A 20,977-nucleotide genomic window follows, 5' to 3' on the forward strand; every position below is an offset into this window, starting at 1 on the left:
GATCCATGACTTTCGGCACCGGCAGAGCCACGCACCCCTCTCTTAGGGTGGTTCGCATGCGGCGGCTGGGGACGGACGAGTGGTCGGGGCTGGTGATGCTGGCCGTCGCGGTCGCGGTGGGCGGACCGGCGCTGTTCGGCGCGGTGGACCCGACCATCCCGCGGCCCTGGTGGATCGCGCTGTTCGTGGTCCTGTTCGTCGCCCTGCTGCTCGCGATCGTCCGCGAACGGTCGGACGTGCTCAGGTACTGCCTGTTCGCGACGGCGATCGTGGCGTCCTGGGCGGTGCTGCTGACCGCACCGGGCATGGGGCTCCTGCCGGTCCTCCTGGTCATCACCGCCGCGGTGAGCGTCTACATCACACCGCTCCGGGTCGGCTTCGTCGTCATCGGGCTCAATACCGTGGTCCTCGCCGTCGTCCTGGTCCTGCAGCACCGAGGGATGGCCGACGCCGTCACCAGCATCGGCTTCTACCTGCTGATCCAGGTGGCGACGATGCTGAGCTCGGCGACCCTCGTCCGCGAACAGCGCCTGCGTCGCGAGCTGAGCCAGGCGCACGTCGACCTGCGTGCGGCGTCCGCCCTTCTGACGGAGTCGGCGCGTACCGCCGAACGCCTGCGGATCTCGCGCGACCTGCACGACCTCATCGGCCACCAGCTCACCGTGCTCACGCTGGAGCTGGAGGCGGCGAAGCACCGGGAAGGTGAGCGGGCGCGCGAGCACGTGGACCGGGCGAACCAGGTGGCGCGCGACCTCCTCACCGACGTCCGCCTGACGGTGAGCGAGCTGCGGACGACGTCGTCGGACCTGAGCGAAGCACTCCGTCAGGTGGTGCACGACCTGCCGGACCTCGAGGTGACGGTCGACGTCGAGCCGGACATCCAGGTCGACGAGAAGCAGGCGGCTGCACTCGTGCGCGCCGTGCAGGAGATCGCCACCAACACCCTGCGGCACGCGGATGCCCGTGAGCTGTGGATCGAGGTGGCCGCCCGCCCGCCCGGCGTCGTGCTGACCGCCGTGGACGACGGCCGCGGGTACCGCGAGCTCGTGCCCGGCAACGGGCTGCGCGGCCTCACCGAACGGTTCGAGGCGCTCGGCGGCGGTGTGCAGTTCGACGGCGACAGCGGCTTCCGGGTCACGGCGACGGTGCCGGCATGACCCGGGTGGTCATCGTCGACGACCAGACCCTCGTGCGGCACGGCATCCGCACGCTGCTGGAGATCGCCGACGTCGATGTGGTCGGCGAGGCCGACGACGGACGGGCCGCGCTGGAGGTCGTCGACGCCACGACACCCGACGTGATCCTGCTCGACCTCCGGATGCCGCGCTACGACGGCCTCTGGACGCTCCGCCGGCTCGGCGAGCGCCGCATCGACATCCCGGTGCTGGTGCTCACCACCTTCGACGACGACACCCTCGTGCTCGATGCCCTGCGCGCCGGTGCCCGCGGCTACCTCCTCAAGGACGTGACGGTCGAGCAGCTGACCCGGGCGGTGCGCACGCTGGCCGGCGGAGGGACCCTGGTCGCCCCGTCCATCACCGACCGGATGCTGCGCGCCATCCGCTCTCTGCCATCCGCGGCCGGCGCCGACCCGTCACCGGTCCAGGCGCTCACCGGGCGCGAGCTCGAAGTGCTCCGGCTCATGGCCGAGGGTTACACCAACCGCGAGATCTCCCGTGCGCTGTCCCTCGTCGAGGGCACGGTGAAGAACCACGTCTCGACCATCCTGCTCAAGCTCTCGGCCCGGGACCGCACCAACGCCGTGCTCCGGGCGCTCCACCTGGGGATCCTCGGCTAGCGCTAGGGTCCCGAGGGTGCGCATCGAGACCGACGGCCGCCCCGCGGCGGCAGCAGAGCTGTTCAGCACCTACGGCCACTTCACCGCCATGCAGGTGCGCGGCGGCGGGGTCCAGGGACTGCGGAACCACCTGGACCGGCTCGACGCCGCGCACCGCGAGCTGTTCGGACGGGCGCTGCCGGGCGGGCGGGTGCGCGACCTGGTGCGGCACGCCCTGGCCGGGACGGCCGACGCCTCGGTACGGGTGCTGCTCCGCACCGCCGACCAGGTCCAGGTGTCCGTCGACGACCCGCACCACCCGCCCGCCACCCCACAGCGGATGCGCTCGGTCCCCTACCAGCGCCCGTTCGCCCACCTCAAGCACCTGGGCGGGTTCGCCCAGCTCGAGTGGGCGCGCCGGGTCCGGCTCGACGGCTACGACGACGCCCTGCTCACCGCACCCGACGGCGCCGTCGCCGAGTCGTCGACCGCGAACATCGGGTTCCTCCAGCCGGACGGCGGCGTGGTCTGGCCGGACGCTCCCCAGCTGCACGGGACCGCCATGCGGCTGGTCGAGGCCACCACACCGTCGGTCCGGCGCCCCGTCCAGGCCGCCGACGTCGCGGGGTTCGCCGGCGCGTTCCTGGTCAGCTCCCTCGGCGTCGTCGCGGTCGCGTCGATCGACGACACCACGCTGCCCGACGCCGCGCCGCTCCTCACCGGCGTCGTCGAGCGCCTCGCGGCGGTTCCGTGGGAACCGGTCTAGGTTGCTGAACTCCGGCAGCTCAGGCGTCCCCGAGCTGGGCCGCCTCGAACCTCTCCCGCGCCTCGGCGATCTGCTCCTGGTGCTCCTCGGACCAGCTGACCAGGGCCTGGGTGGTGGCGAGCAGCGTGCGTCCCAGCGGCGTGAGCACGTACTCCACGCGCGGCGGCACCTCCGGGTAGACCGTGCGGAGGACCAGGCCGTCGCGCTCGAGGTTGCGCAGGGTCACGGTCAGCATCCGCTTGCTGATCCCGTCGATCTCCCGGACCAGCTCCCCGAAGCGGAGCGTCTTCTCGTCCAGCAGGGCGATCACCAGCAGCGACCACTTGTCGGCGATGCGGTCCAGGATCTGGCGCACCTGGCAGTCCTCGCGGACATCCCACTGGAACGGGTCCCGCTCGAACCTGCACGCCTCCGCCTGCGCCTCGGTTCCCTCGAGGGAACCGGGTGACGTCAAAGTGCCTTCTTGTGCCATCTGCCGATGGTGCCCAAGGATCGTCATGGTTACAAGTGGTAACCATGAGGCGAGCGAGGAGATCCTGGTGACAGATGTCAGTGCGGCCGCACCACGGCCGGCACCGAACGCGACACGGACGGGCTGGGGAGTGCTGGCCGTCGTGTGCGGTGCACTCTTCCTCGAAGGGATCGACATCGCGATGCTCAATGTCGCGGTCCCGGCGATCGCCGCGGACATCGGCCTGGCGACGGCCGACGCGCACTGGGTGATCAGCGCCTACGTGCTCGCCTACGGCGGGTTCATGATCTTCGGCGGGCGCACCGCGGACCTGCTCGGGCGCCGGCGCACGTTCCTGGTCGCCCTCGCCGTGTTCGTGGTCTTCTCCGGGCTCGGCGGCCTCGCGGACGAGGCCTGGATCCTCGTCGTCGCCCGGTTCGTCACCGGTGCCACGGCGGGGTTCATGACCCCCGCGGGCTTCAGCCTCCTGACGACGAGCTTCCCCGAGGGGCCCCTGCGCGACCGCGCGCTGGCGATCTACGGCGCGATCGGCGCCGGCGGGTTCACCCTCGGCGTGGTCGCGGGCGGCTTCCTCACCGAGATCGGCTGGCGCTGGGTGTTCTTCGCCCCCGTGATCGTGGGTGCTCTGCTCTGGTTCGCCGGGCGCACCGTCATCCGGCCGGACCGGCTCTCCGAGCTCCCCCGGCGCGGCTTTGACCTGGGCGGCGCCGCCACCCTCACGTCCGCGATGGTCGCGCTCATCTACGGCGTCGTGGCGATCGGCGAGGGCGGGGACACCACCACCGGGATCGCGGCGTTCGCGGCCTCGGCGGTCCTGATCTGGGCCTTCGTGGCGATCGAACGCCGGGTGACCGACCCCCTGCTGCGGCTCACGCTCCTGCGCGAGGGGCTGCTGCTGCGGTCGAGCCTCGCCGGCCTGCTGTTCATCGGCTCCTTCTTCGCGTTCCAGTTCCTGATCACCCTCTACCTGCAGGAGTTCCGCGGGTGGTCCCCCATAGCGACGGGCCTGGCGTTCGCCGTCATGGGGCTGGACATGATCCTCGCGCCCCTGATCACGCACCGGCTGGTCGAGCGGTTCGGGAACGCGCCGGTGATGGTGGCCGGTCTGCTCGCCGGCGCGGTGGCCTTCGCCCTCGCACTGCGGATCGACGGCGCCTGGGGATACCTGGACCTGCTGCCGTCCATGGTGCTGATCGGGGTGATGTTCGCGCTGGTGTACGGGCCGCTGGCGGCCGCGGCCACCGCCGGCCTGGACGAGTCGGAGCACGGGGTGGCCGGCGGCGTCGTCTACACGGCCTTCCAGTTCGGCGCCGCCCTCGGCGTCTCGGTCGCGACGATCGTGCTGGTGAACGGCCACCTGGCAGCCGCCGACTGGCCCGACTACCAGCGTGCTCTGCTGGTCCCCGCGATCGGCGGCGCGCTCGCCCTCGCGCTCGGGATCTCCACCTGGGTGCGCGGCCGCCGCGCCGCCCTCCCGGTCTGACGCCACCGGCGGCGGCACCGCCGGCGGCTCGCGGCGACACCGCCGACCGCTCCCGGCGGGCCTCCGGGTGATTCCCGGATAAGTTCACCGGTCTGCCAGGGCGCGTTCATCGGGGCGTGGCCGGGTGACCCGATCGTGTCCGTGCGCGGCCGTCGGACGGCGGCGTGACGGTGCGGGTCTCCGTGTCCGTCTCCCCCTCACCCGAGGTGTTCCATGAGAGCAACGGCCACGATGCGCCGATGGTCCCGCCCCCTTGCCGTGGCGGTCGCCGCGGCCACGACGCTGACGTTCCTGCCGGCCGCCGCCCAGGCGGACGAGCTCACCCTGACCGACACGGTCGAGGACATCGGCCCGGGCATCAGCCTGCGCCACCTGAAGGCGGTGGACGAGGACGGCTGGTACGACGCGCGCTTCCTCACCGTGGACCTCACCGAGGACGCGGTCAGCACCGACCTGCTGACCGCCGGCCCCGTCGCGTCCGGCGGCCCGCTCAGCGCCGCCGCCGACCGGGCGGGCGCCGTCGCCGGGGTCAACGGCGAGTTCTTCGACATCGGCAACAGCAACGCGGCGCTCGGCGGCGAGGTACAGGACGGCGTCCTGCGCAAGTCCGCCGACATCGGCGGCCGCTCCCACGTCGGTGTGAGCCGTGACGGGATCGCGCAGCTCGTCGACCTCGCGGTCGACGCGAGCGCCGACCTGGCCGGTGCCCCGCACCGGGTGCTGTCGGTGAACGCCGCGAACGGTGGCGGCGTGCCGGCGAACGGCATGGTGGCCTACACCCCGGTCTGGGGCGAGTCCAGCCGCAACCGCGGCTTCACGGGCGTCCCGGCGGACCGGGTCGCCGAGGTGGTCGTCGTCGACGGCGCCGTCGTCTCGGTCCGGGCGTCCGGCCCGGCAGGCTCGGGTCCGGTGCCGGAGGGCGGGTTCGCCCTGGTCGGGCGGGACGGCGCGGCCGACGCCCTGCGCGCGCTCCGGGAGGGCGACCAGGTGGCGCTCACCTACGAGCTCACCGACGACCTGGCGCGCACCATGGAGTTCGCGCTCGGCCACGGCGGCACCATCGTGTCCGACGGCGCGGTCGTGGACGGCCTGGCCACGTCGGTCGCGCCCCGCACCGCGCTGGGCTTCGGCGACGACGGCCGCTCGCTCGTGCTGGCCACCTGGGACGGCCCGGGCGGTACGGGCCGGGGCGGCGTGGGCGTGGACAAGGCCGCGCGGGACCTGGTCCGGCTCGGCGTCGACACGGCGGTCAACCTCGACGGCGGCGGCTCGACCACCATGGTCGCGCGCGCCCTCGGCGACGAGAAGGTATCGCTGCGGAACGTGCCCTCGGACGGGCACGAGCGCAGCAACCCGAACGGTGTGGGCGTGTTCGTCGCCCCCGGCGACGGCCGGCTGCACGACCTGCTGGTGGAGCCGGCCCCGGGCGGTGCCTCCGCCGACGGTGCCGTGAAGGTCTTCCCCGGCCTGCACCGGTCCCTGGTGGCCAAGGGCGTGGACGACCACGAGACGCCCGTCGAGGTCGATGCCGGTTCCGTGCGCTGGCACGCGCGCGGCGGGTCGGTGACGGACGGCCGTCTCGAGGCTGCGCAGAAGGCACGGGGCGAGATCACGGTCAGCGCGCGGTCCGGCCGCGAGCGGGACTCGCTCGACGTGGAGGTGCTGGGGCCGCTGGACGACGTCGAGCTGTCGACCGACCGCCTGTCGATCGCCGACGCGACGGCGTCGTCCGCCGTGACCGTGGCCGTGACCGGACGGGACGGGCAGGGCTTCACGGCTCCGATCGAGGCGGACGACCTCGAGCTCGACTACGACCACGAGGTGGTCCGGGTCGAACCGGCGCCCGGCGGTCTGCGGGTCACGCCGCTGCAGGACGCGGCGACGATCCTGACGGTCTCCGTGGCCGGCGAGTCGGTGCAGCTCCCGATCACCATCGGCGTGGAGAACGTCACCGTCTACGACTTCGATGACGACGTGCTCGCCCGCTGGCGCAGCAACAGCACCCGGCCGACGACGTTCTCCGCGCACCCGGACGGGTTGCGGGTCGACTTCGAGGGGATGCGCAACATCGGCGTCTACGCGGCGTCGGCGAACGACCGCGTCCCGGTGCCCGGCCAGCCGCTGCGCCTGCGGGTGCGGCTCAAGTCGAGCATCGCCGTGCCGAGCGGGCTCACCTATGTCGCCTACGTCGACGCCGCGGGCAAGAGCGGTGGTGTCTACGGCACCGGCCTGACGCCGTCGGACGACTGGCAGCAGGCCACGTTCACGCTGCCGGCCTCGACCGCCTACCCGATCTCGGTCTCCGGCTTCCAGGGGATCAACACGAACGCCGCGCAACAGAAGCCGGGCACGTTCGTGCTGGACCGCATCGAGGCCGACGTCCCGACGTCGATCGAGCTGCCCCCGCGCCCCGACCTGGAGGCGGACCCGCTCGTCTCCGCGGACGGCACGGAGCTCGAGGGCCGCGACGCGTGGCGGTTCGCCACCCTCTCGGACGTCCAGTTCACGGCGGACAGCCCCGACCTGACCCAGGTCGCCACCACCGCGCTCCACACGATCCGCGCCACGAAGCCCGACCTCGTGGTCCTCAACGGTGACATCACCGACCGTGGCCTCCCCCAGGACATCACCCTGGCCCGCGAGGTCCTGGAGGACGCCGGCTGCGACCTGGTTCCCGTGGGCGAGGAGCCGCCGCCGGACAGCACGCCGGACCCCGGCTCGGGGACCGTGCCGTGCTACTACGTGCCGGGCAACCACGAGTCGTACGGTCTGAACAACACGCAGGCGACGCTCGACCCGTTCGTCGCCGAGTTCGGCCAGCCGTACCGGACGTTCGACCACAAGGGCACGCGGTTCGTGCTCCTCGCCAGTGCGTACGGCACGCTGCGCGGCACCGCGTGGGACCAGCTCCCGATGCTCCAGAAGGCGCTCGCGAGCGCCGAGCGGGACCGGTCGGTGCGCAACGTCGTCGTCTTCGCCCACCACCCGGTGACCGACCCGGACGAGGCCGCCTCCAGCCAGCTGGGCGACCGCAACGAGGTGGCGCTGGTGCAGAACCTGCTCACGGGGTTCCGTTCCCGGACGGACAAGGGCGCGGTCATGGTGGGGTCGCACGCCCAGATCGTGGACGTGCGGCGTGCGGAGGGGGTGCCGTACGTGGTGCTGCCCTCGGCGGGCAAGGGCCCGTACGGCGAGCCGGACCGGGGCGGCTTCACGGGCTGGGTGAGCTGGTCGGTGGACCCCCGCGAGGACGCGGACGAGCAGTGGGTCGAGGCGGACGTCCGCGCGTTCGCGCAGTCGGTCGCGCTGGCCACGCCGGAGACGCTGGAGGTGGGTGCGTCGGCGCAGCTCAGCGGCAGCATCGTGCAGCCGAACGGGGTCGCAGCGGGCAGCCGGGTGGTCCCGCTGGACTATCCGATGTCCGTGCACTGGAGCGGGTCGCGCAACCTCGCGATCGGTACCGGTGAGCGCGCCGTCGAGTCGGCCCGCCGGGCCGGCAAGGTGGCGGTCCTGGATCCCGAGACCCGGACCCTCACGGCCCTGCGCCGCGGTGCGGTGACGGTCTCGGTCACCAACGACGCCATGCGCCCCTACACCGGGGACGCGTCGCTCGAGCCGGTCACGACGTCCGAGACGGTCGAGGTGGTCCCGGCCGCCGGTGCGGGATCCCGCGTCACGGCCGCGGCTCCGGTGTTCACCGCACAGCCCGTGGGCACCCGCGGCCAGGTGCAGGAGGTGACGGTCACGAGCACGGGCACCAGGCCGGCGCGGATCCGTTCGGTGGAGGTGGCCGACGACGAGGGGCGCAGCCCGTTCCGCGTCGACCGCGACCGCTGCTCGGACCGGGCACTGCCTCCGGGCCGGACCTGCACCGTGTCGGTCCGGTTCGACCCGGCGCGTCCGGACGTGACCTCGACCGCCGAGCTGCGGATCACCACGAACGGTGCGGAGCGCACCGTGACGGTGCCGCTGACCGGCACGAGCACCCGGTTCACGTGGGGTGTGCCGGGAGACGGTCCGGCCCGCCACTGGGCTGACGCGGGCTGACGCACCACTGAGCCGAGGCGGGCAGCGAAAAGGTCCGCCCCCAGCATGCCGTCAGGCACCTCCCGGTGTCGACAGCATGCTGGAGGCGGACCTTTCGCCGCTCGTGGCCGGCTAGCCGCAGAACTCGTTCAGCTCGAAGTCGTGCACCACCGTCCGTCCCTTGATGATGCCGGCGGACTTCATCTCCGGCGGGTAGCCGTTGGCCGAGCTGAGCAGCGTCAGCCGGTTGTTCGAGACCCCCATCCAGCGGGCGTAGCCGCCCTCGGGGCCGGTCACGAGCGTGACGTCGTACTCCGACCCGTCGATGACCACGAACGCTCCCTCGAGCGGGACCGTCTCGTCGGCACAGGTCGCACCCGTCACCGTGCCGGCGATCTTGCCCCAGCTCGCCGGCGGCGTGACCGACAGGGACACCTGCACCCGCGGCTCGTCGTACGGCGTGCCGCCGTTGGCGACGACCGCCGACGTGTAGGTGCCCGGCTGGTCCACGCGGCTGCTGTCGAGGTCGACGTACACCTTCGTGGACTCGCCCGGCTCCAGCGTGAACGCCGGCGGCTGGACGTCGAGCCACGGCACGTCGACCGTGGTCTCACCGGTCACGTTCAGCACCGTGTGCATGTCCGGGAAGCCGAGCTCCGCGACCGTGGCCGGTTCGGCGTTGCCGCACTCCTCGGAGGCGAGGTAGGACGGCGCGGTCTCCGGCTCGGCGTTGGACCCGATGAAGAAGTCGCCCGAGCTGACGACCTCGACCACGAGCGTGCCGGATGCCGTACCGGTGACCGGCACGTCGACCATCGTGAGCTCCTGTGCCTCCAGGGTCACGTCGGCCGACACGATCCGGGTCATGTTCGCGTACACGAGGTCCCCGTCGAGCTCGTACAGGTTGACCGTCACGTCGGTGTCCGCCGCGGCGGTCTCCACCCCGAAGGACACCCCGGTCACGGCGAGCTCGCCCTCGATCTCGAAGTCCGCCAGCGTGAACGTGCGCAGCCACTGCGTCTGGCTCCCCACGCAGGCCACCGAGTTGCCCAGGACGATGTCCTGCGACGAGGAGTGGGTGATGGTGGTCCCCTCGTCCGCGAGGAGCGACGGCGGGGCCGACGGCGTCACCGTCCTCCCGGGCCGCTTCCCGTTCCGGGCGAGGCCGTCACCGTCCGTGGCGGCGCTCGGCGCGCTGCCCGACGACGCCGCCGTGCGCACCTCGGTCGCCTCACCGGTGGCGCCCTTGATGACGCCGGTGCGCGCCGTCGACCCGAGGATCTCGAAGTCGGACGACGCGGGGGCGACCTCGACGTCCGCGGGCGCCGTGCCCTCGTTCGTCACGGTGAACGTGCCCGACCGGCTGCCGCCCATCCGCACCTGCCGGGACAGCTCGTCCGGCGAGACGGTGAGCAGCGGGGCCGCCAGCTCCACGTCCTGGCGGGTGATGGCGTCGGCGACCACCGGCACGGCCGCCTCGGTGCCGGTGTAGTCCTTGGCCGCGTAGCCGATCTGCTGCTCACCGGTGGCCGCGGAGAACAGGGAGTAGTACCCGGCGCCCACCGCCGGGTTCTCGGGGTCGAGGGACGTGGTGCTCGCGTCGGCGCCGGCGGTCACCGTGGCGCCGTTCACGCCGTCCCCCGTGTTGCGGTCGTGCACGTGACCGGCCACGAGGCCGCCGTCGACGGGCAGGCACTCACCGACGGCGACGTTGTCGACCTGCCACGACAGGGCCCACGCGGCGTCGCCGTAGTGGAACCGGACCCGCACGTCGGACTGGCCGGCCGCGTTCGGGAGGGCGACGACCGCACGCCCCTGCGCGTCCGACGTCTGGTGCAGCACCGTCTCCCACGTCTCCCCACCGTCGACGCTGAGGTCGACGTCAGCGAACTCGCCGCCCCACCAGGCGTAGCTCTGGTCGAACGTCAGCAACGGGGCGTCGACGGCGCTCAGGTCGAGCGCGGGTGAGGTGAGCGTCGTGTCCTGCGTGCCGCCCTCGCCGTAGGCGTCGCTGTTCACCTCGGCGAACAGGCCTTCGCCGCCCGTCTGGTTGCCCGCGCCGAACGTGTCGTCGAACGTCCACACCTGCTCGGTGCCCGCCAGGTCCTCGACGGTCCAGCCGTCGGGCACCGCGCCGGACTCGAACTCCTCGACCCCGGCACCCGTCCCGGTGAGGGCGTAGCCGGGAGCCGTGCACTGTCCGAGCACGGCCGGTGCGGCGTCGGCGGAGGCCGGTTCCGTACCCACCTCGACCTCTCGCGTGAACGTCCCGTACCCGGTCACGGACGGCCGCACCACCAGCGTGTGCGTGGCCGACTGCGGCACCTCGAACGAGTACTCACCCGTGAACGGGTCGGTCCAGGCCGAGACGCTGCTCGGAGCGCCCTGCACCGTGACCTGGGCGTCGAGCGGCCAGCCGTGCCCGGAACCGTCGGTGACGGTACCGCTCACGGTGGTGGTCGGTGCCACCTCCAGGGTGACGTCCAACGTGGTGGTCTCCCCCTCGACGACGTCGGCCTGCGCCGTGCCGTCCAGGTAGCCGAACGCAGAGAAGGTCAGCTCGTGGGAGCCCTCCTCCAGGCCCAGGCGGTAGGCGCCCTGGGCGTCGGTGGTGTCGGAACGCTCGCCGGCGGTGACCCGCACCCCGCCGACCGGCTCGCCGTCGGGTCCCGTGACGGTACCCGCGAGGAAGCCGTAGCCGTCGATCGGCGCGTTCCCGACCAGCGCGGGCACGTCGAGCCGGCCCTCGCCCCACACGTTGTTGTCGGCGGTGGTCCCCCCGCAGGAGTCGTCGGCGACGTCGGCCGACGTCTGGTCCAGCAGCTGCTGGGTGGCCTCGATGTCGCCGACCAGGACCGGTGCCGCGCTCCACAGGAGCGCGACCGCGCCCGCGAGGTGCGGGGATGCCATGGAGGTACCACTGAACTCGGCGTACTCGCCGCCGGGCACGGCGGAGCGCACGCCGTCACCGGGCGCCGCCAGGTTCGGCTTGGTCTCGCCGTCAGCTCCCGGTCCGCGCGACGAGAACTCCGCGATGTCGCCGTTCTCGGCGAACGCGCCGGCCGCGTAGGTGGCGACGTTCGCCCCGGGGGACGACGTCGACTGGCAGCCCGCCTCGCCCGCGTTGCCCGCCGCCCAGGCCCCGAAGATGCCGGCGGCCTCCCAGGCGGCGATCTCCTCGGACATGAAGTCGTCGATGACCCCCGGCGCCTGCTGGCCCCACGAGTTGTTCACGATGTGCGGGCGCTGGGACGGGTCGGGGTCCGACCCGTCGGTACGCGTCGGAGCGAGGATCCACTGGCCCGAGGCGAGCAGGTCGGCGTCGGAGCAGCTGGCGCAGCCGTTGGCCGCGATCCAGTCGGCGTCGGGGGCGACGCCGATCTGGTTGCCCTCGCCGTCGTCGCCGACCATCGTGCCCATGACGTGCGTGCCGTGCGCGTCCCCGTCGCAGGGCGCGCCGTCGCAGAAACCGCCCGCGTCGAACCAGTTGTAGTCGTTGCTCAAGCCGTCGGCGCCCAGGTAGCCGCGGTAGTGCTCCCGGAGCGCCGGGTGCTCCACGTCGACGCCGGAGTCGATGTTGGCCACCGTGATGCCGTCGCCGGTGTACCCCATCTCCCACACCTCCGGGGCGCCGATGGCGTCCAGGCCCCACTCGGTGGCGAGCGGCGCGTTCCTGGTCGGCGCCTTGCGCTCGACCGGCTCGATGGGCTGGGCGACGAACCGCTCGTGGACCTGCTTCACCTCGTTGCTGGTGGCGACCTGCCGCGCCAGCTCCGCCGTGCCGTCCTCGACGAGGATCGCGTTGCTGATCCAGTAGGACTCGTAGGCCACGCCCTCCGCCTCGAGGTCGGCGACGACGTCGGCCTGTGCGGCCTTCGCCGTGCTGGTCAGGGCGTCGTAGACGTACTGGCCCCGGTCGTCCCAGTCGGCGATGTCCGTGGCCGGCGCCAGGTCCGCGGCGTCCGCGAACCTGATCCAGAAGTCGGCGGAGTCCTTGGCGTCGAGCCGGGCCTGCACGGCGGGCGTGATCTTGTCCGCCGCGCGCTCCGGGACGTCGGTCGCCACGGAGGGTGGTGAGCCGGCTGGGGTCGGCGTACTCGCGAGTGCAGGTGTCACGCTCACCGCTGTTGCCAGGAGCGCTCCGACAGCTGCGAGAGCGATCGGTGCGCGTCGATGTGGCATGCGACTGTGCATTGTTGCCTCCGGGGTGCAAGCGCCCCGCGCGGGGCGCGACCACTGGCCCACGAGCGTGTGCCACGTCACACTCTGCGAGGTGGGAGGTGAAAAGAGCAACGAAAGTCGGCTGCCCGGCCGACCCTCGGAATGCCGCACACCGGCTGCGGCGTTGCCCCGGCATGGACTTCAACCAGCAGATCATCGACACTTTCCGCGCCAACGCCGGCGAGGTCAACGAGCCCATACAGTTCGGCAAGTCGCTCGTGCTCGTGCACGTGCCGAAGAAGGACGGCAGCATCCGTGTCGCGCCCCTTGCGGCGATCCAGGAGGACGGCGCCTGGCACATCGTCGGCTCCGCCGGCGGCTCCCCCAAGCACCCCGCCTGGGTCTACGGCCTGCGCCGCACCGAGCAGGTCGACATCGAGGTCCCCGGCGAGCCCGTCACGACCCTGCAGGCCAAGGTCGAGGAGCTGACCGGCGACGAGCGCGACGCCCTGTGGGCCCGCTTCAAGGAGTTCTCGAGCGGCTTCGCGGACTACGAGAAGACGGCCGAGGGCCGCGTCTTCCCGATCTTCCGCCTGGTGGGCTGACATGCTCCGGGAGCGGCCTGCAACGGCGGGCCGCTCCCCGAGCACGTTCGACGACGAACCCAGGAGGATCTCATCCGCCGCCATCAGCGTGTCCTGGTCACCGGGGCTGCAGGTCGTATCGGCCGCGGGGTCCTCGACGTGCTCGCCCGGGAGGCGGTGGCCGCCACCGCGCTGGTCCTGGACGACCCGGGCGACCTACCCGCCGACCGCGTCGTCGTGGGCGATGCCCGGTCACCGGAGGCGGTCGCGCGGGCGATGGAGGGGGTGGACGGCGTCATCCATCTCGCGGCCGTCCCGACGCCGCTCGACGACCCACCGGAGGTCGTCTTCGGCACCAACACGCTGTCGACGTTCACCGTGCTCGACGCCGCGGGCCGGGCCGGCGTCCGCCGCGCGGTGATCGCGAGCAGCCAGGCCGCCTCGGGCATCCCGTTCGCGGCTCACGAGCAGCACCCGGCCTACGTGCCGGTCGACAACGACACTCCGGACCAGGCCGCCGACCCGTACGCGCTGTCCAAGCGGGCGGACGAGCTGACGGCCGACATGATGGCCCGGCGCTACGCGATGCCGGTCGTCGCGCTGCGGTTCCCGTTCGTCGGTGGCATGGACGAACGGCTACGCGCCGAGGCCGACGCAGTCGCACGGGACCCGGCGCTCGGTGCGCGCAGCCTGTGGGCGTACCTGGAGACCCGGGACGCCGCGGAGGCGGCGTGGCTCGCGCTGCGCTGCCCTGCCGACGGCGCCGTGGTCATCCACGTGGCCGCGCCAGAAACGCTGGTGCCGGTGCCCACCCTCGAGCTCCTGCGGCGCTACCACCCCGACACCCCGGTGCGCCGGCCGATCGAGGGCCGCGCCGTGCCTTACGACCTCACGGCAGCCGACCAGGTGCTCGGGTTCCACGCCCGGCATCTCGTGGTCGGTACCCCGTAGGCCGCCGGGGTCAGGCCTGCGCCGCCACCGGCTCGGCGCCGCCGGCCACCACGGCTCCCGACGCGTCCCGCCCCGCGTCGGGCCGCACCCAGCCGTTGAGCGCCGCGTGCCACCCCAGCTGCACCCGGGTCTCCACCTCGGCGAGATCCATCAGCGCCCGCACGCGCCGCTGCACGGTCCGCAGGGACGTCCCGAGCTGGTTCGCCACCGCCTGGTCGGTCAGCCCGGCGAGCATCAGGCCGAGCACCCGCGCATCGTCGTCGTCGACCTGGTGCGCGACGTCGCCGGTGAGCCCCGACGCGCCGAGGAGCAGCGGCGTCGCCCGGTCCCACACGTTCTCGAAGAGGGCCAGCAGAGCGTCGAGCAGGGTGCTCTCCCGCACCAGCAGGGCGCCGACGACGTCGCCCGACGACGTCAGCGGCATGAGCGCGAGGCGACGGTCGATGATGATGAGCTTGAGCGGGACACGCTGGGCGAACCGGATCTCCTCCCCGGCCTCCGTGGCCTCGACGGCCTCCTCCACGGTCACCGCCTGGCTCTCGAGCATGCTGCGCTCGACGACCACGCGGTACTGCACGCCCCGGGCGACGGCCTGGCCCTCGGCCGAGTTCTCCTGGCTGGTGGTCACGATCACGGGCGGGCGCACGAACGCGTCGACGCGCTCGCGCGCGCCGAGCTGAAGCTGCTCGAACCGGTGGCGCACCGCGTCGTCGCCCCGGATGACGTCGACCACGTCGGTGGGCCCACGACCCGCCGCGGACACCCGGTAGACCTCTTCGAGCCGGTTCAGCTCGACCTCGGCGTGCCGCACCTCGTCCTGCCGCCGGGCCAGCAGCGCACCGAGCGCGATGGCGGGCGGCGCGGCGGCGAACCGCCGCTCGTCCCCGGTGATCCGCGCGGCCAGCCCGTGCTCCTCCAGCCGCCGCAGCAGCCGGTGCGCCTCGCCGAGCGACGTCCCGAAGGCGCTGAGCGCGGCCGCGAGGTCGGCGACGGAGGCAGAGGGCAGGGCGACGAGCTCGCTGTACGCGAGAGTCTCGTCAGGGGTCAGTCCGAGCACGTCGCCGAGCATGGCACTCCTCCGTCAGGTTGATCGGCCCACCACTCTGGCGGAGTCACGCCATGCCGTAAAGCCGCCACGACAGGACTCTTGTGACGTGTCGCGCCCCCTGGGAGTGTCCACCAGCATGAGATTCCGAACTCGGCGCGCTCTGTCGGCCGCCACCAGGGCCGCCGCGGCAGTCACCGCGTCCGCCCTGGTCGCCGCCGTGGTGACCACCGCGCACGCGTCCCCCGGCCCCGACCCCTCGTCCGGCGACACCCCACCCGGCTCCGGCAGCACGGCACCTGACACCCCCGCCCTCGCCGACGGCCGCACCACCGTCACCCTGGTGACCGGCGACGTCGTGGACGTCACCACCACCGACGCCGGCACGCTGAGCATCAGCGTCGAGCCGGCCGACGCCGACGCCGTGCGCACCCAGCAGGTCGGCGACCACTTCTACGTGGTTCCGGACACGGCACTGCCGTACCTGGCGGCGGGCACGCTGGACCGCCGGCTGTTCGACGTGACCGCGCTCCTGGAGCTGGAGTACGACGACGAGACGGTCGACGCCACTCCGCTCATCCTCGAGCGCACCCGCGCCCGCTCCCGCGCGGCCGAGCTGCCGGGCACCACGCGGACGCTCGGCCTGCCCAGCATCCAGGCAGACGCGGTGACGGCGGACAAGGAGGACGCGGCGGAGTTCTGGTCGGCCGTGGCAGCCCGGGAGGACCGGCCCGCGGCGCGCGGCGCACGGGAGGCCGGCACGTTCCGCAGCGGCATCGAGAAGATCTGGCTCGACGGCAAGGCCGAGGCCACCCTCGACCGGAGCACCGCGCAGATCGGCGCGCCCGAGGCGTGGGCAGCCGGCCTGGACGGCACGGGCGCGACGGTGGCGGTGCTGGACACCGGCATCGACGCCACCCACCCCGACGTGGCCGACTCGGTCACCGAGGTGCGTTCGTTCGTGCCCGGTGAGGAGGTCACGAACGACGTACACGGCCACGGCACCCACGTCGCCTCCACGGTGCTCGGGTCCGGCGCCGCCAACGACGGCCTGTACCGGGGCGTCGCCCCGGGCGCCGACCTGCTGGTCGGCAGGGTCCTCGACAACGGCGGCTTCGGCCTGGACTCCTGGATCATCGCGGGCATGGAGTGGGGCGCCGCCAACGCGGACATCGTCTCCATGAGCCTCGGCGACTCCAGCCTCAACGACGGTACCGACCCCATGGCGCAGGCCCTGAACGCGCTGAGCGCGCAGACCGGTGCCCTGTTCGTGGTGGCGGCGGGCAACAGCTACGCGGAGGGTTCGCTCGGCAGCCCGGGCACCGCGGACGCCGCCCTGACGGTCGGCGCGGTGGACGACGACGACGTGCGCGCCGGCTTCTCCAGCTACGGCCCGCGCGTGGGCGACCACGCCATCAAGCCCGACCTCACCGCCCCCGGCGTGGGCATCGTCGCCGCCCGGTCCCAGCAGTCGGGCGGGGACGGCTGGTACGTCTCGATGAACGGCACCTCGATGGCCACCCCGCACGTCGCGGGCGCGGCGGCGATCCTCAAGGGCGCCCAGCCCGAGCTCACCGGTGAGCAGCTCAAGGCGGCCCTGGTCTCCTCGGCCGCGGACATCGACGCCCCGGCGTACGAGGTCGGCACGGGCCGGCTGGACGTCCCCGCCGCACTCGACGGCGTGGACGGCTCCGGCGACGGGTTCCTGGGCTTCTACGGCTGGCCGCACGACGGCGACGAGCCCGCCACCAGCACCATCACGTACACCAACACCACGGACAGCGACGTCACGCTCGCACTGAGCACCGACGTCGTCGGGCCGGACGGCCAGGCGAGCGACCTCGTGACGCTCTCCGCCTCCGAGGTGCTGGTCCCCGCCGGCGGCACCGCCGACGTCACGATCGGCGCCGACGCCGACGACGCCGCACAGGCCGGCAAGTACAGCGGCGCCGTGGTCGCGACGGACGCCTCCGGGGCCGTCACGGTCCGGACCGCAGCCGCCCTCGTCAAGGAGGAGGAGCGGTACGGCCTCGACATCACGGCGCTCGACCGCTCCGGCGAGCCCGCCACCGGCTACGTCGACTTCTACCGCTACGGCGACCAGTTCGTCAGCACCCTGCCCATCGACCCGGCCACGGGCGCGGTGCCGACGCAGCGCCTGCGGCCCGGCGTCTACTCGGCCACGGCCTTCCTCGACGTCGAGGGGTCCGGGGGCGCCGGCTCGACCGGCGTCGCGCTGGTCGGCGACCCGCAGGTCGTGGTCGACGACACGGACCGGTCGCTCGTGCTCGACGCGAGCGAGGCCGTCGAGCTGACCCTCGACACGCCGCAGGAGAGCGACGTCGCCCACCGGCGGTTCCAGTTCTTCAACGACTCCGGCATCGGCGGGCTGTACGCGACGTTCGGCGCCACGTACACCGTGCCCGCGGACGTCGACTCGTTCTACGCGGCGCCCACGGGGTCCGTCGACAGCGCCGGCTTCGACTTCGGCGTCCGGTGGCGGGCCACCGAGCCGCCGCTCGACCTGGTGGCCAGGACCCCGCAGCGGGTCGCGGTCGACCCGGTGTACCAGACCGGCTCGGCGCGCCTCGACGGCCGCGTCTCGCTGCGGGCCGTCGTGGCCGGCACGGGCACCGCGGACGACTACGACGGCATCGAGGCGGCGGGCCGGGCGGTGCTCGTCACGCGTGCGGACGACGTGTCGGCGGCCGAGCGGGAGTCCGCCGCCCAGGCCGCCGGTGCGGCCCTGCTCGTCGTCGTGAACGACCGGCCGGGAACGCTGGTCGAGTACGTCACCCGCTTCGACCTGCCGGTGGTCTCGGTGACGGCGGCCGAGGGTGCGCGGCTCCTGCGGGACGCGGACGCGGGCCGGCTGACCCTGACGGGCACCGCACGGGAGTTCCCCGCCTACCTGTACGACGTGGCCCGGAACTGGTCCGGCGCGATCCCGGCGGACCTGGCCCTTGCCCCGACGAACCGACAGCTCGCGACGGTGGAGAGCCGCTTCAACGACACCGGCGAGCGCCTGTCCGTCGAGAACCGATCCGACTGCCGCGACTACCAGTGGCCGCCCTGCCTCGGGGTGCCCACCCTGCAGGGCACCGCGGCGGCGCGGACCGACTACGTCTCCACCTACGACGACGTCACCTGGTACGAGGGCGTGACGCACGAGAGCGGTTGGGAGCAGCGCGGTATCCGGCAGGCCTACGAGCCGCGGAGCACCACGGTGCGGGACTGGTTCGCACCGGTCACCGCGCCTCGTACGGGCGACGGCTACTGGGGCCCCTGGCACGGCTCGGAGTGGTTCGCGGTCAACGTCGCCCCAGCGGGCGGTCAGAACGGCCTGACCGGGTCCTTCCCCTGGGGCGAGACCCCCGTGACCTCCCGGCTCTACCAGGGCGACACCCTGGTCAGGGAGACCATCGGCCAGGCCGTCCAGACGACGGTCCCGACGTCCGACGGTCCGCAGGAGTACCGGTTCGAGATCGACACCGATGCGGCGGACGACACGCACCGGTACTCGACCAGCACCAGGACGTCCTGGACGTTCGTCGCGGACCAGGCGGACGACGCCGTGCCAGGTCAGCGGGGCACGCCGCTGCCACTGGTGCAGCTCGACTACTCCGTTGACACCGCCCTGGACGGCACCGTGCGGGCAGGTTCGACCGTCCCGTTCGCGGTGGCGCCGTACACGGTGCCCGGCGCGCCCCGTGCGGGAGCGGTGGTGGAGGCGACGCTGGAGGTCAGCTACGACGGCGGCGCTACCTGGTCGCCGGTGAAGCTGCGCAAGGACGACGAGCGCTGGGAGGCGCGCCTGCGGATCCCGTCCCGCGGCGCCGACCTGGTCTCGCTCCGGGCGAGCGCCCGGGACGACGCGGGGAACGCGGTGACCCAGGAGATCGTCTCCGCGTTCGGGGTCTCTGGGAGGCCATAGGCCCTCGCGCCGGGGAGACAGCTGGTCGGCGGGCCGTGTTGCTGGGAGCAGACAACGTCTACTCCCAGCAACACGGCCCGTTGGCTGTTACTCGCCCGCACCCGCCGGCGCGGCCGGCGGCCGGGTGGTGGCCGGGGGAACGTCGCAGACGGTGCCGGCGGCGGGAAGGACCCCGTCGATCAGCGCGGCGTCCACCGCGTCGTCGATGCACGGGCCGCTGGTGCGGTACGAGGTGTGGGCCACGCCCTCGCGGGTGAGCAGCACGGCGCCCTCCAGTCGCTCGGTCATGGCCCGGGCCCAGTGGTACGGGGAGACGTTGTCCAGGCGGCCGCCGACCACCAGGATCGGCGGGGCGCCCGCACCGGTGAGCTCGCCGGTGAACCGGTCCTCGTTCTCGACCGGCCACAGCGCGCAGTTCAGCGCGCTGTAGGCGGCCCGGCTGCCCAGGCGGTCGTCGCGCGCGGTGATCCGCTTCGCCGCGGCGTGATGCTCGGACAGCTTGTCCAGCGCCGGCCAGTCGGCGCAGCGGACGGCGGTGTGCGGTTCCTGGAGCGTCGCGAACGGAGCCCCGAACGGCGCGACCGTGGCCTGGGCGAGCAGGAAGTGGAGCGGCGTGCCGTCGCCCTGCTGTGCGGCGGTCAGGCCAGCGGTGAGCAGCGGCCAGAGGCTGCGGTGGCCCGCCGCGAGGCGCACGCTCTCGAGTGCCATGGCACCGTCGAGCGTGCCACCCGGCGTGACGCCCTCGGTCGGCGGAACATCCAGCGGCTCGGCCTCCAGCTCGGCGATCAGGACGTCGAGCGCGGCCTCGGGATCGCCGTCGCCGAACGGGCACACGTCCGCGCCCTCGGCCCGGCACCTCTCGAACCACGCGTCGAGCGTCTCCTCGTTGGACACGGCGACCTCGTCCAGGAGCCGGAGCGGGTCGTTCAGCCACAGACTGGTGTCGACGGGGGCGTCGATCACCATCTGCCGCACCCGCTCGGGAAACAGCGTGGCGTACATCGCACCGACCACCGTGCCGTAGGAGGCGCCGTAGAAGGTGATCTGGTCCTCCCCGAGCGCGGCGCGGACCTGGTCGAGGTCGCGGACGACGTTGTCGGTCGACAGGCTGGCCAGGAACTCAGGACTCTGGTGGTCCAGGCAGCCGTCCGTGAAGGTGCGGGCGTCGGCGAGGAGCCTGCCGAACCGCTTGCCGCCCGGGACGGTCGGGTCGCGGTCCTCGACGGCCTGGTCGGCACGCTGCTCGTCGGTCAGGCAGCGGACGGCGCCCGACTCACCGACGCCGCGCGGGTCCATACCGACGACGTCGAAGCGCTCCACGACGTCGGGCGAGACCAGGCTGGCCGCGCTGTCGGGGTCGATGGCCGCGACGGTCTCGGTGGCCGGCACGCCCGGACCGCCCGGGTTGATGAACAGGCTGCCGATGCGCCGGTCCGGGTCGGTCGCGCGGTGCCGGGTCACGGCGAGCGGGATCTGCTCGCCGTCGGGGTCGGAGTACTCCAGCGGCACCTCGACGGTGGCGCAGTCCAGGCCTTCGCCGCACTCCTCCCACTCGATCGGGTCGGGGGTGAGCGCAGAGACGGCCGGGGCACTCTGGCCGCCGGCCTGCGAGGCAGCCATCGCCGTGCTCGACGTGCTCGAGTCGCCGGCGCATCCGCTCAGCGCCAGCGTCGCGGCGACCAGCACCACGACGATCCTCCGGGCGGGGGGCGGGACAGCGGTCTGACGGGTTGTTCGTGGCATGGGACCGACGCTAGGCAGGTCACCCGGGCGCGCGC

Annotated in this window: 12 protein-coding genes; 8 read left to right on the forward strand and 4 right to left on the reverse strand. The window is 73.1% G+C overall.

Annotated features, from left to right (window positions below; genetic code table 11):
- The first annotated feature begins 56 nt into the window (after positions 1-56).
- The 3 genes from ACFSL2_RS09875 to ACFSL2_RS09885 are packed head-to-tail and all read left to right on the forward strand — an operon-like array spanning position 57 to position 2,543.
- Positions 57-1,157: a sensor histidine kinase gene (locus tag ACFSL2_RS09875; protein ID WP_377197691.1), complete on the forward strand. Its 1,101-nt coding sequence runs from the start codon at positions 57-59 to the stop codon at positions 1,155-1,157.
- On the forward strand, positions 1,154-1,798 hold the full coding sequence (locus ACFSL2_RS09880; RefSeq protein WP_377197692.1) for a response regulator: 645 nt from the start codon (positions 1,154-1,156) through the stop codon (positions 1,796-1,798). Before ACFSL2_RS09875 ends, ACFSL2_RS09880 begins: the two co-directional genes overlap by 4 nt.
- Before the next feature lie 16 nt (positions 1,799-1,814).
- Positions 1,815-2,543 (forward strand): aminotransferase class IV, encoded by a 729-nt coding sequence (locus ACFSL2_RS09885; protein ID WP_377197693.1) that lies wholly within the window; start codon positions 1,815-1,817, stop codon positions 2,541-2,543.
- A 19-nt stretch (positions 2,544-2,562) separates the two neighbouring features.
- On the opposite strand, the gene ACFSL2_RS09890 is transcribed toward ACFSL2_RS09885, so the two are convergent.
- Positions 2,563-3,015, reverse strand: a complete 453-nt coding sequence (locus ACFSL2_RS09890) for a winged helix-turn-helix transcriptional regulator (protein WP_377197694.1) — start codon at positions 3,013-3,015, stop codon at positions 2,563-2,565.
- 67 nt (positions 3,016-3,082) lie between these two features.
- On the opposite strand from ACFSL2_RS09890, the gene ACFSL2_RS09895 reads away from it, so the two are divergent.
- Both ACFSL2_RS09895 and ACFSL2_RS09900 read left to right on the forward strand, forming a co-directional pair.
- The gene (locus ACFSL2_RS09895) at positions 3,083-4,498 is read left to right on the forward strand and encodes an MFS transporter (protein ID WP_377197695.1); all 1,416 of its coding nucleotides are present in this window, start codon (positions 3,083-3,085) and stop codon (positions 4,496-4,498) included.
- Between the two features lie 213 nt (positions 4,499-4,711).
- A complete protein-coding gene (locus ACFSL2_RS09900) occupies positions 4,712-8,545 on the forward strand; it encodes a phosphodiester glycosidase family protein (RefSeq protein ID WP_377197696.1) in 3,834 nt (1,277 codons plus the stop codon).
- Positions 8,546-8,656: 111 nt separating this feature from the next.
- On the opposite strand, the gene ACFSL2_RS09905 is transcribed toward ACFSL2_RS09900, so the two are convergent.
- On the reverse strand, positions 8,657-12,589 hold the full coding sequence (locus ACFSL2_RS09905) for a S8 family serine peptidase (RefSeq protein ID WP_377197697.1): 3,933 nt from the start codon (positions 12,587-12,589) through the stop codon (positions 8,657-8,659).
- A 290-nt stretch (positions 12,590-12,879) separates the two neighbouring features.
- Here ACFSL2_RS09905 and ACFSL2_RS09910 point away from each other — a divergent pair, with 290 nt between their 5' ends.
- Both ACFSL2_RS09910 and ACFSL2_RS09915 read left to right on the forward strand, forming a co-directional pair.
- On the forward strand, positions 12,880-13,290 hold the full coding sequence (locus ACFSL2_RS09910) for a nitroreductase/quinone reductase family protein (protein WP_377197698.1): 411 nt from the start codon (positions 12,880-12,882) through the stop codon (positions 13,288-13,290).
- 93 nt (positions 13,291-13,383) lie between these two features.
- Entirely contained in the window at positions 13,384-14,220 is an 837-nt protein-coding gene (locus ACFSL2_RS09915) for an NAD-dependent epimerase/dehydratase family protein (protein WP_377200796.1), read from the forward strand.
- Positions 14,221-14,230: 10 nt separating this feature from the next.
- Here the strand turns inward: ACFSL2_RS09915 and ACFSL2_RS09920 are convergent, their stop codons facing one another.
- Entirely contained in the window at positions 14,231-15,289 is a 1,059-nt protein-coding gene (locus ACFSL2_RS09920; RefSeq protein ID WP_377197699.1) for a DUF7436 family protein, read from the reverse strand.
- 115 nt (positions 15,290-15,404) lie between these two features.
- On the opposite strand from ACFSL2_RS09920, the gene ACFSL2_RS09925 reads away from it, so the two are divergent.
- Complete coding sequence (locus ACFSL2_RS09925; RefSeq protein ID WP_377197700.1) at positions 15,405-19,199, forward strand: S8 family peptidase; 3,795 nt, start codon at positions 15,405-15,407, stop codon at positions 19,197-19,199.
- Positions 19,200-19,286: 87 nt separating this feature from the next.
- Here the strand turns inward: ACFSL2_RS09925 and ACFSL2_RS09930 are convergent, their stop codons facing one another.
- Positions 19,287-20,942, reverse strand: coding sequence for an alpha/beta hydrolase (locus ACFSL2_RS09930; RefSeq protein WP_377197701.1), 1,656 nt, complete (start codon positions 20,940-20,942; stop codon positions 19,287-19,289).
- Between the last annotated feature and the right edge of the window lie 35 nt (positions 20,943-20,977).

Origin of the sequence: Promicromonospora aerolata (assembly GCF_042682255.1) — a bacterium.
GTDB lineage: Bacteria > Actinomycetota > Actinomycetes > Actinomycetales > Cellulomonadaceae > Promicromonospora > Promicromonospora aerolata.